This window comes from Halalkalibacter oceani (assembly GCF_040544555.1).
GTDB classification, from domain to species: domain Bacteria; phylum Bacillota; class Bacilli; order Bacillales; family Bacillaceae_D; genus Halalkalibacter; species Halalkalibacter oceani.
In genome coordinates this window covers 30,904-47,233 of sequence record NZ_JBEPKD010000012.1, presented here as the reverse complement: position 1 = coordinate 47,233, position 16,330 = coordinate 30,904, and the positions used below count along the sequence as shown (strand labels likewise).

Sequence of the window (16,330 nt, the reverse complement as noted above, 5' to 3'; positions counted from 1 at the left end):
GCTTTTATGCCTGATAAGACGTAAGTGCAGCGGCAAGAAAAACGGATGGAATACATATTTTCCCAATAGGAAAGGAGGCTGTTTTCATGCCAATCGTAACTGTAAAAATTCTTGAAGGCCGTTCTGATGATCAAAAGCGGGCACTCGTTGAAAAAGTGACTGAAGCGGTCACCAGCTCAATCGACGCTCCAGCTGAGCGCGTCTCAGTCGTAATTGAAGAAATGAAGAAAACCAACTTCGGCGTCGCCGGCGTAAGAAAGTCGGACGAATAGAAGAGAGGCTGGGCCAAAAGGTAAAGAATACAACCTTTTAGTCCAGCCTCTTCTTGCCTTACATGTTGATTTGTTTCAATGTCGTCTTTTTACTCCGTTGCCATTGCAGCAAACTGACGACAATAATGATCGTAAAGCCGATGATATCCTGAATAAAGTTTGGATTCATGAATAACAGAGACCCCGCAAAAAGCACGATCCGTAACGGCCACGGCATCTCAGTAAATAAATAGCCCTCCGCTGCCGTTCCAAGCATGATCACTCCTGTCACCGACGTTATCACGACGACAAGCCCTTCGACAAAAGTTGTGTTCAACAGTAAAAGCGCATCATTGTAAACGAACATATACGGGACGATAAATCCGGCGATCGCCAATTTCATCGAAACGAACCCTGTCTTCATCTGCTCGCCACCCGAGATCCCGGCTGCGGCAAAAGCGGCCAGCGCGACAGGCGGAGTAATGTTGGCAAACAAGCCGAAATAGAAGACAAACAGATGCGCTACAAGTGGCTCAATGCCCATCGAAATAAGCGCCGGAGCGGCCATCGTCGCTGTAATAATATAGGTTGGAATACTTGGCAGTCCCATACCGAGAACGATACAGGCGATCATCGTAAAGACGAGCGTCAGCAACAAACTCTCGCCGCCGAGAGTGACGATGCCATTGGCCAGCTTCAGGCCGAAGCCCGTCATCGTCGCCACACCGACAACAATCCCGACGCAGGCGCAGGCAATCGCCACCCCAATCGAGGTTCTCGCCCCTTGCTCCAGCGCTTCAATAATATCCTTCAGTGACATTCTCGTCGTTTTTCGCAGCATCGCCACGAGAATCGTAACGAGAATCGTCAGCAGCGCTGAATAAATGATCGTCCGCCCGCTGAAAAATAGCATATACATTAAGAACATCAGCGGAATCAGCAGGTGCCCTCGCTCCTTTAGCACTTCCAGCACACGCGGCAGATTTTCCTTTGATATGCCGCGCAGCCCTTGCTTTGTCGCCCGCAAATGAATCTGGACGATAATTCCTGTGTAGTAAAGCAAGGCAGGCAGCAGCGCGGCAAGGGCGATCTGGCTGTATGGAATCCCAAGCGTTTCGGCCATAATAAACGCCGCCGCACCCATGATCGGCGGCAAAATCTGTCCGCCGACCGAAGCTGATGCTTCCACTGCTCCGGCGAAATTGCGGCTGTAGCCGATTTTTTTCATTAACGGGATCGTAAATGAGCCGGTTGTGACGACATTGGCAATTGCCGCGCCATTAATACTTCCGAGAAAGCCACTGGCAATGACCGCCACTTTCGCCGGACCGCCTTTCGTCTGACCGGCAATCGCCAAGGCGAGATCATTAAAAAATTGCCCCATACCTGATTTCGACAAAAAGGCACCAAATAAAATAAAAAGAAAAATATACGTCGCCGAGACGCCGATCGCCGTACCGTAAATCCCTTCTGTCGTCACATACATGAAATTGACCAATTCATCCCATGAATAGCCGCGGTGGCGAAAGATTCCCGCCATCTCTCGGCCAAACAAACCGTATAAGAAGAAAAGTACGGCGAGCAGCGGCAAGCCCCAGCCTGTGACTCGGCGAGCCGCTTCCAATACGAGTACAACGAGCAGCGCTCCAAACAGAAGATCAAGCCCATTAGGCAGGCCACCGCGATTTACGATGCCTAAGTAATCGACGAAAATATAAACCGACGTCGAGATTGCACAAAGCGCAAAAATCATATCGTAAAACGGAAGCTTCGTCCGGCTTGCCTTTTTAAAAGGCGGATACAGCAGAAAGACAAGCGTTAAAATCGCGGCCACGTGCAGGGAACGATGCTGGAGCGTGACCGGCGTTCCGAAATAGGATGTGTACATATGATAAAGCGAAAGCGAGATCGCCAAAATCGATACAAGCAAAGTGGCGATTTTACTGGAATGAGTGCGAACCCTTGATTCGCTGTCGTATTTTTCTAAAAGCTCCTGCTGGTCATCGGACAGCTCAGCTTCTTTTCGATTCGTCTGCTCCATGCTGGTCACCTCTTCTCTATCACGCTTTTTTAATTCGGGAGAGCCCTGATTTCTATTTTTTCAAAATGCGGCAAATCCTCTGCCTGAAAAACCGGCTCCCCGTCCACCATCAGTTCAAATCCGACATGATGTGAATGGATCCAGCGCAAGGCATCGATTCGTTCATCAAGATTGCGAACGATCACTTCACCATGTTCAACAGTCATTTCCCCTTTTTGATGAGGAACACCGGCACCAAATGACTGAAAAGCCGTTTCGATCAGCTCCAGCTCCCCATCGTCTGTCAGCTGATAGGTTTCCCTCCACGGAGTATGCTCGACAGAGTGAACCCACATTAGCGAAAATGTGTCGCCCGCTTTCAGGTGTTGCACTTCTTTATATATTTCGTGATTTTCCTGATGCTGCACGACGAGGGTCATCTCTCCGCTGTCCGCGCACGCTGTTAAGCAAAGTAAGACGATGAAAAGCCTGCCTTTCATTGAGGAAGCTCCTTCCAAAGATAATGTGGAACAATTTCAAGTGGAAGCTGCAAAGTGAACAGCGAAAGCGCGGTTCTCCTGCCCACTTTGGGCAGGGTAGAACCGACGCGCCTCATTTTTGGCTTCAGGCAAATCCGCCGCCCTACTCCAAAGCCCCGACTTCCTTCAAGTAGCGCTCAGCACCAGGGTGAAACGGCACAGGCATCCCGACATCGACTGTCTCCAGTGAAATGTCCTGAGCGGCATTGTGAGAGCCTTGAATGGCTTCAAGGTTTTCAAATAATGTTTTCGTAATTTCATAGGCGGCATCCTCGGAAAGATCATTGGAGATCAACAATAAATTTGTAATCGCCGCTGTCTGGATCTCTTCTTCGTTGCCGTACACATCAGCCGGGATCACTTCCGATGTAAAGAATGGATACGTATCGATCAAATAATCGAGCGCTTCCCCTTCAATCGGCAGTACCTTCGCGGAATGAGTCGTATCAAGATCGATGACGGTCGCATTCGGAACACCGCTCGTCACAAAAGCAGCATCAATCATCCCATTTTTAATCTGATCAATCGCTTCACTGTAAGAAAGATAATCCTCCTCGATATCGTCATAGCTTAATCCATACGCTTCCAGCACCATCCGCGCGTTTAACTCAACCCCTGAATTCGCCGCCCCGACGCCAACGCTTTTGCCGGCCAGGTCGGCAATGCTTTCAATCCCGGAGTCCTCTGTCGTGACAACTTGAACAAAATTCGGGTACATCGCCATCAGTCCTCTCAGCGATTCAATCGGCTCCTCTCCTTCAAACGCGCCATTGCCTTCATACGCCTGCAGCACCGCATCGGCCATCGTAATTGCCAATTCGGCCCGCTCTGTATTGAGCAAATTAATATTTTCGACAGAAGCGCCCGTCGCCTGTACGGATGAATCAACGCCTAATTCCGTTTCGAGAATGTTCGCAATCGCCCCGCCAATCGGATAATAGACGCCCGACGTTCCTCCGGTTGCGACCGTGACAAACAAGTCCTCCAGACCGCCGGCCTCGCTCTGCTCAGCTGTCGGCTCTTCTCCCTCCGTCCCTGCAGGCTCTTCACTTCCCCCACAGGCCGAAAGCAGCAAAGATGACATTACCAATAAACTTAAAAACTTCTTCATCTCGTTTCCCCTTTCGTTTTATAAAAGTATTGGACACCCTCTTTTTTGCAATAATCATGCCAAGTCAAAAAACAGCGCCCCCATTTGGAAACGCATACATTTCCACCGCTAAAAAAGCGGAAAAAAATTCCGGTCTGCATTTTTTTCCGCTTTTTCGTTTAGCGATGCTCATAATGCTTTAATTTATCGCGCAGGCTGCGTTCGCTGATTCCTAGCATATGCGCCGTTTTCTTGCGATGCCCTTTGTTCGCTTCCAGCGTTGCCAGAATGAAATGCTTTTCGATCTCCTTTAACGGCAGCCCGATAAAGCTTTTATACAGCCCGTTCTCCCCGTTTGAAGCGTGATTGATTTTCCTAACCTGATTTGGCAAATCCGTCGCCTCGATATACTCGTCATCGGCCAACACCATCGATGATTCAATAATATTGGACAGCTCACGAATATTGCCTGGATACTCATAATCAAGCAAAATCCGCTGGGCCTGCTTCGTCAGTCCCTTTACATTCAAGCCCATCTCCTCGTTAAACTGCCCGATGAAATGCTTAATTAAATACGGGATATCTTCCTTTCTTTCTCTTAAGGCCGGCAGCGGCACCTTAATGACATTCAACCGAAAATAAAGATCCTCGCGGAATTCGCCTTTTCTCACTGCTTCCTCAAGATTTTTATTGGTAGCGGCTATCACCCGGACATTAAGTTGAATTTCCCTGTTCGACCCAAGCCTTGTGACGACCTTCTCCTGCAGGACGCGGAGCAGCTTCACTTGCAGGGCAAGCGGCATATCCCCGATTTCATCGAGAAAGATTGTTCCTCCATTTGCCTGCTCGAACTTTCCTTTTTTGCTTGAAATCGCCCCGGTGAACGCCCCCTTCTCGTAACCAAATAACTCACTCTCCAGCAACTGGTCCGGTATCGCCGCGCAATTTACCACCTCAAAGTGGGCTTTTTTTCTTTTGCCCGAGAAGTGAAGCGCTTTAGCGACAAGCTCCTTGCCCGTCCCGCTTTCCCCGGTTAGTAAGACGTTGGAGTCGACCTCCTTCACTTTTCCAATCAGGTGAAAAACCGCCTTCATCGCTTTGCTTTTGCCGATGATCCCTTCATAGCTGTACTTTTTCTCCAGCTCCTGACTTAAAAAATCGACCTGCTCGTTCAGATGCTGGTAGCGGAAAGCCTGCTCAATCACGGAATGAAGCTCTTCGATATTGATCGGTTTCGTCAAATAGGAGTACGCTCCCTCCCTGACCGCCCGGACAGAGGTCGCGATCGTCCCGTAAGCGGTGATCATTAAAACGATCGTTTTCGGGCTGACCTCCTTTATTTGCCTCAGCACGTCAATTCCGTCAATCTGCCCGATCTTTAAATCGAGCAGGCAGAGGTCGTAATGGTCATGTTCGAGCCACGTTACTCCGTCTGCCGGGTCTGTCGTCGTCATGACCTCATACTTGTCCTCCAGCGCAAACGCAAGCGAGGAGCAAATGGCCGCTTCGTCATCAATGATTAAAATTCGTTTCATCGCGCCGCCTCCTTTTCCATCGCTTTTAAAAATGTTAGCGTAATCGTCGTCCCTGCTCCTTTTTCACTATTGATCTCCAGCTCGCCGTTGTTTTCCTTTATATATTGGCTGGCGATCGCCAGTCCGAGTCCGGTCCCTTTCGCTTTCGTCGTATAAAAGAGCTTCAACGCCTGTCGACGCTCATAGTCATTCATTCCTTCCCCGGTGTCGGTCACTTGAATGCAGACGCTTGGGCCTTTTTCAAATGCCGCGAGCTGCAAGAGAGCCTTCTCCTGCTCATCTCCGCTGTTTATCGCGTCCAGACCATTAATTATTAAGTTGATCAGCACTTGCTTCAGTTGATTGGCATCGGCCTCGATCCAGAGGTTGCCCTCCGTTGTGCATTGCATCGTAATTCCTTTATGAAGCGCTGTTCGCTCAAATAGAATCAAACATTCCCGAACGACCGCACCGGCATCGATTCGTTCTTTATTCATCCGGGCCGGCTTCGTATAATCGATCAACCCTTGAATTAGCTGGTTCATCCGCTCAATTTCCTGAGGGACATAGGCCGAAATTTCATTTTGAAAGCGCGCGTTATTGTATTTATGGGGAATCAGCTCCACAAACGTTTTAATCGAGGTTAACGGATTGCGGATTTCATGTGCAATCCCGGCAACGATCCTACTAAGCTCTTCATTTTTTTCCCGCTCAAACAGCTGAAGCCTCAGCTTATGTTCCTCGGTAATATCCTCAAATGTCACAATCAGCCCGATCACTTGTTTTTCAAAGTTTTTTAACGGATAAATATAATAGCGTAAATAATACGTATTCGTCTCATTTTTTTGCCAGACGGCTTCCTCGCCCAGTATTAAATTGTCCGGGCGCAGCACGTCGGCAAACCTGCCTTCCAGCAGCAGGTTCAGCAATGGAATCTGAGCATAATGTCTGCCGGCGACAGATTGCCGCTCACCGGAAATCGTGTGCGCTTTTTGATTAAACGACGTGACGAGCCCGGCAGCATTAATCGTCGCGATCCCTCTTGGGCTGCTGTTTAAAATTTGCTTTTGAAACTCGTCGCTGTTTTTGATTTCAGCCATTTTCTGTTCAAGCTGGACATTCATCTTTTGCAGCACATTCGTTTTCTTCGCCACCTCCCTCTGCAACTGCTTGTTCCAGCGCATCCCCAATAAGAATAAGGCCGTCGCCACGAGCAGCAGTCCGCCGATAATTTGCAGGGCCAGCCACAGACGGCCCTCAAGTTCGCTTTCCCTTTCAAACCAGTCTTCATAGATGAGACTGTACGTACCATCGGCTTTCATCTCGCGAATCGCTTCGTTGATCCTGCTCAGCAGCTGATAATTTTCCTGCTGAACAGCCATCGTATAATCAACAGGCAGTAAATAATTTCCGACGATTTTATAGTCATCCTCCAGCCCTCTGGCTGCCAGCACATATTCCGCTGTCAGCACGTTTCCGACAAAGGCGTTCGCTCTTCCTTTCAGCAACAGCTCAAGGGCCGTGACCTGGTTGCTGGCGACATGATACTGAATGCTGCGAATATTACGGAGAAAATCATATTCCAATGTGTCCTTTTGCAAGGCTGTCACCGCATCGGTCAACTCGGCAAGTCCTTCAATCGTTTCGTTATCGCGGTGGACGATCAGACCGATCGACGTCGTTAAAATCGAGTCCGAGAACTCCATCATCCCGGCATGCTCCTCGTTAAAATAGGCGCTCAGCAAAATATCAAGCTCATTATCTTTCAGCTGCCGGACTCCCTCAGACTGTGGAACAGGCACATACAAAATGTCCTCACTCATCCTGGAAGCGATTTCATTCATCAGGTCAACAGCAAAGCCTTGAGGTTGCCCATCAACCGCGAAATGTACAGGAGGGAATTCCGGGTCATAGCCGACGACTAAGCGCCTTTCTTCAGCCGCTCCCACCCTCCCGCTCATAAGCAAAAGAAGCAGGGCCGTGATAAGTATACTAGTTTTTCCCACGCTTTCCAGGGACCTCCCTTCTTTTTTAATCCTAGTCGATTGCCCGTTTATTGACAATCATTATATTTGCATAAAAATAGAGGCTTGGCAAAGGTAATCAAACAACCTTTTGCCAAGCCTCTAAGCTAGTTTTGTTTCAAGCCCCAAAACAAGGCTTCGCTAATCTTGATGCGTCCCTTATGTAGTTACTTTGACACTGACTCTTTCAAAACACCAATAAAATCATAAGCCTGGTCAATTTCTTCTTCGCGGTAATTTTGCTTGCGCTTTAAAGTAAATACCTTTTCCTCGACTTCCTCACGCGGCAGCTCTTCAAAATATAGTAACGTCGAGACAAGCTCGAGAAAGCGGGAGCTCTGCTCGTTTAACCGAGCGGCCAGCTCTCTCACATCCGGCTGCTCAAATTGATATAATTCCAAAAAGCGTCTGCCTGATTCAGATAGCTGATATCGGTACTGATAATAGTTGCCTTTATCTTCTCTCGTTTCCGTCATAAATCCGAGGTTGCACAGTTCCTCCATTCGCAATGACAGCTCTTCTGAATAAGGGCCGAACATATGAAAGGTGTAACGCTCGGAAAAAGGCATGTCCAGCTTTTTCGCGATGTAGATCATTTTTTGCAGTTTTTTTCTCCCGACGACCTCGCCGACCTGCAAGAAAAGGCTCATGACATTGGCATGGTCCTTCAGCAATGCCAACCCCTCCTCCCGTTATGGATTTAATAATTCACGAATCTGCTGCTTACTCCGCCGATGCTCCCCTTCGTCGCTCAGGCAATCATGCGGAAAATACAATTTATGATCCGTGCGCTTCTTTCCTGATATCGCTTCAACGACCTCCGACTCACGCGAAAGCTCGCGGATCTTTCCATTCGGTAAAATAAGATGAATCGGCATCCGTTCTTCCTCTTCGCCAGGTCTGTAGAAATCATAAGGCAGATCAGACGAAGAATCGATCACCAGGTAATAGTCAGGATCAAGCTCCGCTTCACGAAACAGCTCCTGCAGCCTAGGCCAGTCATTCATCCGCTGATTCGGGTCAAATTCGACATACTTGAAAAGACGCCTATTAAGGAATCTTACACAAAGATCACGCAAAATGCGATCCTCTTCCTCCTGCCAAACTTGGAAATAATACAGGGTTATCGCTTCATCGAGCCTTAAATAGTCGCGCAAGCTCCCTTTTCCATGAAAAAAGGAAAGAAAGTGAACCGGCTGATGAGTAAAGGAATAGCCCGCGTGATACAAGGCTTTCACCCGCTTGAAAATTTGGCTCAAAATCACTTCCGCGCTGCGTGTCACCGGATGAAAGTAAACTTGCCAGTACATTTGATAGCGGCTCATAATATAATCCTCCACCGCGTGCATGCCGCTCTGCTTGATCACAACCTGATCTTCCATCGGCCTCATCACCCGCAAAATTCGTTCCATATCAAAGTGACCGTAGCTCACACCGGTATAGTAGGCATCGCGTTGCAAATAATCCATCCGGTCAGCATCAATCTGACTTGAAATGATGCTTGTCACCAGCTTATTGGAATAGGTTTTTTCGATGACATCAGCGACCGCCTTCGGAAACTCCGGGCTCACCCGCGCCAACACTTGATGAATTTCGGTGTTCCCCATGATAATCTCGCGCGTCCATTCCTCGTGGTCGGTATCAAATACTTTTTCAAAGGAATGAGAAAATGGCCCGTGTCCTACATCGTGGAGGAGCGCCGCTGAAAGCGCCAGCAATCGCTCATCCTCTTCCCAATTTGGCCGCCCTTCAAACACTTCAAGAATGCGGCGGGTAATTTCATAAACGCCAAGTGAATGATTAAAGCGCGTATGCTCGGCCCCATGAAACGTCACATACGTCGTGCCGAGCTGCCTGATCCGCCGAAGACGCTGAAATTCCTTCGTGCCGATCAATTCCCATATCAGTTCATCTCTCACATGAATATAGCGGTGCACCGGGTCCTTAAACACTTTTTCTTCTTCTAATTGACGATAGTAAGGTTTAGCCATAGTTCCCTCTCGTTTCCATAGAGTCGTACCTTTATTATATACGAACAGGAACACATTTTGTTAGCGCGTTTCTCATTTCTCTTCTAAGAAAACCGCGTAGCGGCTTTTCTTAGAAGCGGCGTGCGAAGCCGCCACCCTTCCTCGAATCAACCCGAAAATTTTATTCTTTCTTATCTTTTGAAAAAAACCTTACCAGCGCTCCGGGAATCCAGAAGGCTGATAAGGTTCTTCTTCCTAGGCTCTCCGCGCGCTCGCGGCAGCCTCTTTCTCGATATGCTTTGCCTCAGTCCGGTCGATGATGACCGCCGCAGAAGCATCGCCGGTAATGTTGACCGCCGTACGAAGCATATCTAAAATTCGGTCCACTGCTAGCACAAGGGCGATTCCTTCGACCGGTAATCCAACAGACTGAAGCACCATCGCCAGCATAATCATCCCTACTCCTGGTACACCTGCCGTTCCGATACTGGCTAACGTTGCTGTTAATATAACAGTTAGCAAATCACCTATTGTCAGCTGGTCAGCATAGACCTGGGCAATAAAAACCGTCGCGACCGCTTGCATAATGGCGGTCCCATCCATATTAATCGTCGCCCCCAGCGGTTGAACAAAGCTTGACACCGGCTTGGAAACCCCGAGGTTCTCCTGTGCCGTTTTCATCGACAGCGGCAACGTTGCGTTACTGCTCGACGTACCAAAGGCGACGGTCATCGCCGGGAAAAATCCTTTAAAGAAATCAATTGGATTTTGCCTCGCCAACAAAGCGATCAAACCACCGTAGGTTAAGATGGCATGAATAACTAAAGCTAGCACAACCGCGATGACATACATCATCATTGAACCTAGCGCATCAAGGCCGAGCTTCCCGAGCGCCGAAGCGATTAAAGCAAACGCCCCAATCGGTGCCAGCTTCATCGCCACGGTTACGAGATACATCATAATTTCATTTCCCTGTTCCATTAGCCGGAGAATCCCGCGTGTCTTGTCTCCGAGCTTCGCTAACGCAAAACCGATAAAGACGGCAAAAGCGATAATTTGCAGCATCTCTCCTGTCGCCATCGCTTCGATCGGATTTTCTGGAATAATATTTAACAATGTTTCCATGATCGGCGGAGCCTCTTCTGCCGAATATTCCGCTTCGCCTTCTCCCATTAATCCCGGCTGCCCCGGCTGCAATATGTAGGCAACGGCGATCCCGATAACGAGAGCGATTGCAGTTGTCACCAAATAATAAGCGATCGTTTTCGAACCAATGCGTCCAAGCTGCTTCGGATCACCAATTCCGGCTGTTCCGAGCACAATAGAAAAGAATACAAGCGGCACAACGAGCATCGTGATCACTTTCAGGAAAAGCTGACCGAGCGGGGTTAACGCATACGTGTCAAGCGGAGTAAAAGCGTTAGGTGCAAAAAGATTGAAACCTAAGCCTACAATAATACCCAAAATGAGGGCGATTACTATTTTTTTCGTTAAACTCATAGCCTAGCCTCCAATCCGTTTCTTCATTCCTACCATCTAAAGTCAAAAATATTCTGGCATTTATTATTTCCCGAGACGGCCAATCTCGAAACTCACTTACGTTTCAAAATTTTATCAGTAAAATGTCTTTTAGACAACCATTAACTAATTATGTAGGTTTAAGGACTTACTTGAAATGTTTTCCATCTGATTCCATCAGGACCTAGGGACTATAGCGCAGCCCGGTTTTTTTAGGATAACAACTTTAATGAGCTTGATACAAAAGAAGCCGGGCAAAAGGTAAAAAAAACTACCTTATGACCCCGCCTCTTATTTAGAAAGTTTACTAATCACTTTTTCGATTAATTGATCCTCGTCTGGTGCAGCTACAGGCCGATTATTCACAAATGCAAACGACTTTTTTCTCCCCGGTCCACAGTAAGACTGGCAGCGAATATCGATCTTCGCCTCCCCGTCAACCTTTTTTAGCCGTGGAAGGAGCGTCTTCACATTGGTCGCTTGACATTCATCACAAATGCGAAATTCATTAGCCATTTCTGATGTTCCTTTCCTTATTCATTTTTCTTCTCATCTATATCAAATCGATAAAATTGTTTGTAACGCTACCCTTCAGTATAGCACATATTTTGAAGGAAGCAATCCTTTCAGCGGCATGCTATAATGAGCTTGTTTGAGAATTTATCTATAGGAGCTGCCTCCCATGAACTATGATTTACAGACGATTTCCCCCCAATGGCGCTGGCTTGATCAAACGCGCTTCGGTCCGGCTTTTGATGCGCTGCAATCCTTTGCCTATGATGACACATTTTGCACATTAATCGGTCAAAAACAGGCGATCCCGCTTGTACGGACATGGGTTCATCACGACACCGTCGTTCTCGGTATTCAGGATACACGTCTGCCGGCTGTTGAGGCTGGCTGCTCTTATTTAGAAGAGCAGGGATACCGCGTGATCGTCCGAAACTCTGGCGGTCTCGCCGTCCTGCTGGATAGCGGAATTTTAAACATCTCGCTTTTATTACCTGAGATAAAAGGCATGACAATTGATGCAGCTTATGAACAAATGTACAGCACGATAAAGGAGCTGCTCGCTGATTACGAAAGGCCGATCCAGGCATATGAAATCGTCGGCTCCTATTGCCCGGGAAGCTATGATTTAAGCATTGACGGCAAAAAGTTTGCCGGCATCTCCCAGCGCCGGATACGCGGGGGGATCGCTGTCCAAATTTACCTGTGCGTGGAAGGCTCAGGCTCAGGCAGGGCCGCCTTGCTGCGGGATTTTTATCATCTTGCCGTCCCTGAAACGAATCCTTCCGTCGACTATCCGCTGATTCAGCCTGCCACCATGGCTTCGTTAGCAGAACTGCTCGATTCAGGTTTAACAGTTGCCGGCTTAAATGAACGGCTGTTGCATCTTTTGCAGCAGAAGGTCGATGTCCATCCTCATCTTTCCTCGACCGAGGAGACGGCATTATTTAGTACGAACTATGAACGAATTGCCAGCCGCAATGAAAAAAGGCTGACACAAAAAGGAATGAATTGACCTTTTTCGTCAGCCTTGTCTGCTTACATCACGACAGACTCTCTCTGGTTAATCGCCTGGAGCGCGGTAATTAACGACAATTTATAAACATCGGCAGCGTTACAGCCGCGGGATAAATCATTGACCGGCTTATTCAAGCCTTGCAATATCGGACCAATGGCATCATATCCACCAAGCCGCTGGGCAATTTTGTAGCCAAGATTGCCGGACTCCAGACTCGGAAAAATAAAGACATTGGCCTGCCCTTGAAGCGGCGAATCAGGAGCCTTCTTCTGAGCGACCGCCGGAACAAACGCGGCATCGAATTGAAATTCGCCATCAATCACTAGGTCGGGCCGGGCTTGCTGGGCGATTTTCGTCGCCTCCGTGACCTTTTTCGTTTCGATCGAGGAAGCGGAGCCTTTCGTGGAGAAGCTGAGCATCGCGACTTTGGGGTCTAAGCCAAACACTTTCGCCGTTTCAGCGGTTGCAATCGCAATCTCCGCTAATTCCTCACTCGTCGGCGCGATATTGATCGCGCAATCGCCGAAAACGAATTTCTTTTCATCCTTTACCATCACAAAGACGCCTGACGTTCGTTGAATACCTGGCAATGTTTTAATGATTTGTAAAGCCGGGCGAACCGTATCCCCGGTTGAATGGGCCGCCCCGCTGACGAGGCCGTCGGCTTTTTCCATATAGACAAGCATTGTACCGAAATAATTCACATCCTGCAGTTTTTCCCGCGCTGATTGTTCCGTTTCTTTTCCTTTGCGGCGTTCCACAAAGGCCGCCACCATCTCGTCGATCCCGCTATAGGACGCTGGATCAATGATCGGTACTCCGCTAAGATTGACATTGATTTCCGTTGCCTTCCCCTTAATGTCTGCTTCATTTCCAATTAAAAGCGGCTTTATCACCTGGTCGTTCGCCAAATTGGCGGCCGCCTCAAGAATTCGTTCATCTGTTCCTTCAGGCAAAACAATCGTCGGCCGGTGCTTTTCGACCTTTTCCTTTATATCTGTAAAGAGATTACCCACTACAGCATCCTCCTCTTTTTCTTTCACGAAATGATCTCTTTCAAGGATACCTTCCTCCCGTTAAAATTGAAACCGATTTTGTCAAGTTCATTATAATATCAATTTTTCAAAAAATCTTATTGATTACGCTTCCATACTCTTTTTTTTCCTGTTTTTCACCTATTCAAACGTTTTTATAGCTTGGCCAGTAATCGATTTGTTATGTACAGCAGGCAGATGACTATTTTGTGAACAAGGTCCGTTTCCTTAGCCTCCCCCCGGTCATTTGCTTTTTTCCCCGTCGATAAATATGGTATAGTGCTATTGATACGGTGCGCAAAAGCGTCCGGCAGATGGTCATAAAAAGGAGCTGTTTTCAATGAGTGAAGCTGCGATAACATTAGATGGCTGGTATTGTCTTCATGATTTCCGTACAATCAACTGGCCGGCCTGGAAGTCGATTTCTACAGAAGAACGGGAACAGATTTTAGCTGAATTCCACGCGATGATTGAAAAGTGGGAGCAGACCGAGGCAAAAGAACAAGGAAGTCATGCGATTTACTCGATTGTCGGGCAAAAGGCCGACATCATGCTCATGCTTCTTCGTCCGACGATGCAGGAACTGAATGAGATTGAGAATGCCTTTAACAAAACACGCCTCGCTGAATTTACAATTCCGACCTATTCCTATGTGTCTGTTGTGGAGCTCAGCAATTATATGGCCGGGGAAAGCGACGGCGACCCTTACGAAAATCCTCATGTGCGTTCCCGCTTGTATCCGACTCTTCCGAAGTCGGCACATGTCTGCTTTTATCCAATGGACAAGCGTCGACAAGGCGAGGATAACTGGTACATGCTTTCGATGGATGACCGCCGTTCTCTTATGAGAAGCCACGGCATGATTGGACGGAGCTACGCTGGAAAGGTGAAACAAATTATTACAGGTTCAGTCGGCTTCGATGATTGGGAATGGGGCGTAACGTTATTCGCCGATGATGTTCTTCAATTTAAGAAGCTTGTCTATGAAATGCGTTTTGATGAAGTGTCAGCGCGTTACGGCGAATTTGGCTCTTTCTATGTCGGAAATATTCTCGATCCAGACGAGCTGTCCCGTTATTTCCACGCTTAACGAGGCCGGGAGAAAAGGTTGTTTCTTTGACCTTTTGTCCAGCCTGCATTAAAACAGTTTTCTTAACAGCAGAGGGTATGTCAAAAGGGAAATCACCCCTTTTTGACATACCCTCGTTTTTTTAAGCAGGCTCTTAAAAAGAGGTATATGCCTTTCTTTTTCCTCATATAGTGAAGTAACTGTACTGTCTGCGTCAGCCGATGTCTTCGTTACATATAAAGGCAATGCGCTTCACGACATCTGAGATTGCCAACTTTATGGGAGGTGAATGGATGGCTGTTATAAAGGCTTCATCCAGCGACATTGATATGCTTGCACGCCTGATGCGAGCAGAGGCTGAAGGAGATGGGGAACTTGGAATGCTCAATGCCGGAAACGTGATGGTGAATCGAACGAGAGTCCGCTGTCTCGATTTTGCCAATATTACCACGATCCCACAGATGACCTTTCAATCGCCCGGCGGCTTTGAAGCGACACAGAAAGGATACTTTTATCAACGGGCGAGAGAGCGCGACAAAAGACTGGCTCAACGGGTAGTAAATGGAGAACGGTTCAACCCCGGAGAATTTGCGTTATGGTTTTTCAGGCCTGAAGGGGCTTGCCCGCCCCAATGGTGGGGGCAATGGAACTCAGGAAGGTACAAATCTCATTGTTTTTATACTCCGCTTGCATCAGAATGTCCGGAAGTGTATAGCACTTATTAAATCTTGATAAAAAAAGAGGGGGCGAGAAATATGAGTCAACAACCTAACCAGCAATGGAATCAGGCGACACAAGGCTTCGAAAACTACGGCTATGCGCAGCAGCAAGGATATGCACAGCCGATGCAGCCGCAGCCACAGACCCAGGCTCAAGGCCAGATGCCTTATTTTTCTGCGCAAAATTATCAGGTTCCAGGCTTTGTCCAGCAGCAGCAGGCTGCCCAGAATCAGGGAGGGTTGCTGCCACTGGAACAATCCTTTATTGAAAATATTCTCCGGCTCAACCGGGGGAAAATGGCGACTTTTTATATGACCTATGAAAACAATGACCAATGGAATGCGAAAATTTTCAGAGGAAGAATCGAGGAAGCCGGCCGCGACCACATTATCGTCGGTGACCCGGAGACAGGGATGCATTATTTGCTGTTGATGGTCACGTTGGACTATGTGACATTTGAAGACCCAATTGACTATGAATACCCTTACGGCGGGCAAACGCCGCTTACACAGTATTCACCGCGGCCATAAAGATTGGCAATCGCTTCGTTTGCTAACCGGGGGCGGGACAAAACTAAAGGCTGGGCGAAAGGGACAAACAACCTTTCGCCCAGCCGTTTTGTAACAGCTCCTTCAATGCTTCGCCTTTCCCACAATCCTCTACAAGCCGCGAACGACTGCGATCCCCAGCAAAATCCAGCCGATGATAAAAGCAAGTCCACCGATTGGCGTGATGGCGCCCAGCTTTGTTACACCGGTTAATGCCATCGCATACAAGCTTCCTGAAAAGAGGACAATCCCGACGACAAAGCTCCAGCCGGCTCCGGTGAGTAAAGAAGAAGACGCCAGCTTGATTGCCACCAAACCGACGAGCAGGAGACCGATCCCGTGGATCATATGATACTGGACTCCTGTTTGGTAATTTTTCATCATCCGCTCTGACAAACGGCCTTCGAGACCATGAGCGCCAAATGCCCCGATCACTACCGCCAATGCCATCAAAAGACTACCTAGTAAAAGAAAGATTTTCGCCATACTGACAACTCCTATTCCT

Annotated in this window: 16 protein-coding genes; 5 read left to right on the top strand and 11 right to left on the bottom strand. The window is 48.1% G+C overall.

Going from position 1 to position 16,330, the window contains the following annotated elements:
• The first annotated feature begins 86 nt into the window (after window positions 1-86).
• A complete protein-coding gene (gene thmT, locus ABMB67_RS13825; RefSeq protein WP_251223010.1) occupies window positions 87-272 on the top strand; it encodes a 2-hydroxymuconate tautomerase in 186 nt (61 codons plus the stop codon).
• A gap of 58 nt (window positions 273-330) precedes the next feature.
• Here the strand turns inward: thmT and ABMB67_RS13820 are convergent, their stop codons facing one another.
• The 9 genes from ABMB67_RS13820 to ABMB67_RS13780 all read right to left on the bottom strand — a co-directional run bounded on the left by ABMB67_RS13820 (window position 331) and on the right by ABMB67_RS13780 (window position 11,442).
• A complete protein-coding gene (locus ABMB67_RS13820; RefSeq protein ID WP_354572434.1) occupies window positions 331-2,292 on the bottom strand; it encodes a TRAP transporter permease in 1,962 nt (653 codons plus the stop codon).
• Between the two features lie 29 nt (window positions 2,293-2,321).
• Window positions 2,322-2,771, bottom strand: a complete 450-nt coding sequence (locus ABMB67_RS13815) for a DUF1850 domain-containing protein (RefSeq protein WP_354572433.1) — start codon at window positions 2,769-2,771, stop codon at window positions 2,322-2,324.
• 142 nt (window positions 2,772-2,913) lie between these two features.
• On the bottom strand, window positions 2,914-3,921 hold the full coding sequence (locus ABMB67_RS13810; protein WP_354572432.1) for a TAXI family TRAP transporter solute-binding subunit: 1,008 nt from the start codon (window positions 3,919-3,921) through the stop codon (window positions 2,914-2,916).
• A 158-nt stretch (window positions 3,922-4,079) separates the two neighbouring features.
• The gene (locus tag ABMB67_RS13805) at window positions 4,080-5,435 is read right to left on the bottom strand and encodes a sigma-54-dependent transcriptional regulator (protein WP_354572431.1); all 1,356 of its coding nucleotides are present in this window, start codon (window positions 5,433-5,435) and stop codon (window positions 4,080-4,082) included.
• Window positions 5,432-7,420 (bottom strand): transporter substrate-binding domain-containing protein, encoded by a 1,989-nt coding sequence (locus tag ABMB67_RS13800; protein ID WP_354572430.1) that lies wholly within the window; start codon window positions 7,418-7,420, stop codon window positions 5,432-5,434. The genes ABMB67_RS13805 and ABMB67_RS13800 overlap by 4 nt, the downstream gene beginning before the upstream one ends.
• 185 nt (window positions 7,421-7,605) lie before the next feature.
• Complete coding sequence (locus ABMB67_RS13795) at window positions 7,606-8,112, bottom strand: YwgA family protein (RefSeq protein ID WP_251223004.1); 507 nt, start codon at window positions 8,110-8,112, stop codon at window positions 7,606-7,608.
• Window positions 8,113-8,130: 18 nt separating this feature from the next.
• Window positions 8,131-9,429: an HD domain-containing protein gene (locus ABMB67_RS13790; protein WP_354572429.1), complete on the bottom strand. Its 1,299-nt coding sequence runs from the start codon at window positions 9,427-9,429 to the stop codon at window positions 8,131-8,133.
• Between the two features lie 234 nt (window positions 9,430-9,663).
• A complete protein-coding gene (locus ABMB67_RS13785; protein ID WP_354572428.1) occupies window positions 9,664-10,908 on the bottom strand; it encodes a dicarboxylate/amino acid:cation symporter in 1,245 nt (414 codons plus the stop codon).
• A 309-nt stretch (window positions 10,909-11,217) separates the two neighbouring features.
• Window positions 11,218-11,442: a YuzB family protein gene (locus ABMB67_RS13780; protein ID WP_251223001.1), complete on the bottom strand. Its 225-nt coding sequence runs from the start codon at window positions 11,440-11,442 to the stop codon at window positions 11,218-11,220.
• A 166-nt stretch (window positions 11,443-11,608) separates the two neighbouring features.
• On the opposite strand from ABMB67_RS13780, the gene ABMB67_RS13775 reads away from it, so the two are divergent.
• The gene (locus ABMB67_RS13775; protein ID WP_354572427.1) at window positions 11,609-12,451 is read left to right on the top strand and encodes a lipoate--protein ligase family protein; all 843 of its coding nucleotides are present in this window, start codon (window positions 11,609-11,611) and stop codon (window positions 12,449-12,451) included.
• A gap of 23 nt (window positions 12,452-12,474) precedes the next feature.
• Here ABMB67_RS13775 and pta read toward each other — a convergent pair whose 3' ends face one another.
• The gene (gene pta, locus ABMB67_RS13770; RefSeq protein ID WP_354572468.1) at window positions 12,475-13,470 is read right to left on the bottom strand and encodes a phosphate acetyltransferase; all 996 of its coding nucleotides are present in this window, start codon (window positions 13,468-13,470) and stop codon (window positions 12,475-12,477) included.
• Window positions 13,471-13,828: 358 nt separating this feature from the next.
• Between pta and hemQ the strand changes: the two genes are divergently transcribed.
• From hemQ to gerQ, 3 genes are all read left to right on the top strand, one after another.
• Window positions 13,829-14,578 carry a hydrogen peroxide-dependent heme synthase gene (gene hemQ, locus ABMB67_RS13765; RefSeq protein WP_354572426.1) on the top strand — a complete coding sequence of 250 codons (750 nt, stop codon included), beginning with the start codon at window positions 13,829-13,831 and terminating at the stop codon, window positions 14,576-14,578.
• 272 nt (window positions 14,579-14,850) lie between these two features.
• The gene (locus tag ABMB67_RS13760) at window positions 14,851-15,282 is read left to right on the top strand and encodes a cell wall hydrolase (RefSeq protein ID WP_354572425.1); all 432 of its coding nucleotides are present in this window, start codon (window positions 14,851-14,853) and stop codon (window positions 15,280-15,282) included.
• Window positions 15,283-15,312: 30 nt separating this feature from the next.
• Window positions 15,313-15,807 (top strand): spore coat protein GerQ, encoded by a 495-nt coding sequence (gene gerQ, locus ABMB67_RS13755; RefSeq protein ID WP_354572424.1) that lies wholly within the window; start codon window positions 15,313-15,315, stop codon window positions 15,805-15,807.
• 129 nt (window positions 15,808-15,936) lie between these two features.
• On the opposite strand, the gene ABMB67_RS13750 is transcribed toward gerQ, so the two are convergent.
• The gene (locus ABMB67_RS13750) at window positions 15,937-16,311 is read right to left on the bottom strand and encodes a DUF423 domain-containing protein (RefSeq protein ID WP_251222994.1); all 375 of its coding nucleotides are present in this window, start codon (window positions 16,309-16,311) and stop codon (window positions 15,937-15,939) included.
• Between the last annotated feature and the right edge of the window lie 19 nt (window positions 16,312-16,330).